General features: G+C 57.2%; 2 protein-coding genes and 1 pseudogene. 1 reads left to right on the forward strand and 2 read right to left on the reverse strand.

What is annotated here, in order from left to right; translation table 11 throughout:
- The first annotated feature begins 11 nt into the window (after positions 1 to 11).
- Positions 12 to 536, forward strand: coding sequence for an N-acetyltransferase family protein (locus ACQKP4_RS29105; protein ID WP_427637444.1), 525 nt, complete (start codon positions 12 to 14; stop codon positions 534 to 536).
- A gap of 108 nt (positions 537 to 644) precedes the next feature.
- Here ACQKP4_RS29105 and ACQKP4_RS29110 read toward each other — a convergent pair whose 3' ends face one another.
- Together ACQKP4_RS29110 and ACQKP4_RS29115 are read right to left on the reverse strand one after the other, a co-directional pair.
- Positions 645 to 1,145, reverse strand: coding sequence for a DUF6790 family protein (locus ACQKP4_RS29110; protein ID WP_427637442.1), 501 nt, complete (start codon positions 1,143 to 1,145; stop codon positions 645 to 647).
- A 34-nt stretch (positions 1,146 to 1,179) separates the two neighbouring features.
- Positions 1,180 to 1,419 (reverse strand): annotated as a pseudogene (locus ACQKP4_RS29115) (hypothetical protein); the annotation flags it as partial.

A 1,419-nucleotide genomic window follows, 5' to 3' on the forward strand; every position in this document is an offset into this window, starting at 1 on the left:
TTACCGGGCGCATGCCATCAACCTTGCCACGGGGTATTCGTGACTCATGCGACGCTGATTTGCCGATGATGATGCAGATATTCAACGAGACGGCCAATACCGGGGTGAACTCCCCGGTCACGCGGCCGATGACCCTGGAAGAAGTGACGTTCTACGTCAACCTGTACAAGCGCGATGGGCTGCCGGTCTATGTGCTTGAGCGGGGCGGGGAGGTTGTTGGCTGGTTGTCTATCAACCGATTCAGTTGGGGCACACAGGCCTGTCGCAACACTGGAGAAACCGCCATTTATGTGCGCGCTGATCATCATGGCAGCGGGATCGGTGTACGGCTGGGTCATGCGACGGTATTGCTCGGTCGCCAGTTCGGGCTTGAAACGCTCGTTGCCTGGATCATGGCGGCCAACGTGCCGAGTCAGCACATCGTCGAATCGATCGGCGCAACGCTGTGGGCACGACTCCCCAATATCGCGCGCTTTGGCGAGGAAACAGCGGACGTGCTGCTGTTCGGTTTGCCGTTGTACGAGCAGAAATGTTGAGCGCTACCAGGCACCAAGGGTGCCTGCAGCGTTGATGCGATTCAGGTGATGCGGGGTTGACCGACGCCCCGTATCACCTGCGTCATGCGGGTGTGATGCCAGCCAGGTTTAACGAGCGATGTCGCGCCGCCCCTTGCGGGCCATAAACAACAGCAACGGCAGCAAAAATACGTGGACGATCGTCAGTATCAGCAGAATCCCTGCATTTCCCGGGGCATGGTTGCCTGCGCTGAGGATCTGCTGGAGATGCCCATAGACCAGGCCCGCGAACTCCAGGGTCACTAACAAAACCGCCGCAGACTTGAACGCCAGCGAACGCCAAAAAGCGACGATGGCGACGATACCCAACGCAATGTCCGATACGCCCATTTCGAACTGGAACGGGCTGACCGCCCAACCGATGAATGCGGCTGCGGTTTGCGGCGACAGCGTGTGGTAAAGCCCGGCCCATACCGAAGTGAAACCGATCGACAGCAACAGGAGCCAGGACAGGTAGTGCTCGGCACGACTGACCTGCCTGTTGGGAATTAACGTCGGTATGAGCAACGCCAGGAGAAAACCAACCAAAGGAATATTGGTTAAAACCAGTCGGATAAAATCGGCAATCATCTTGACTCCTCGCAGTTGCTTACACAGATTATCGTCACTCGTTTTTTCTCATCGACTTCAGCGCTTCCGACAGGCGCAAAGCCAGTTCGGATGACGCGTAAGTGTCGGTCACAACTTCGATGTAGACACCTGAGGTCGAGCGGTTGGCTTCGGCCAGTGCAATTTCCAGTTCGCCGCAAGTTTTTACCTTGGCTGTGTACCAGCCGTCGCACCCCATCGCATGGGGCAGCTCGGTGTAATTCCACGGTGCGACGTCATTGTAGGCAATGTCCGG

Origin of the sequence: Pseudomonas sp. NPDC086278, from assembly GCF_050280905.1 — a bacterium.
Classification (GTDB): Bacteria; Pseudomonadota; Gammaproteobacteria; order Pseudomonadales; family Pseudomonadaceae; genus Aquipseudomonas.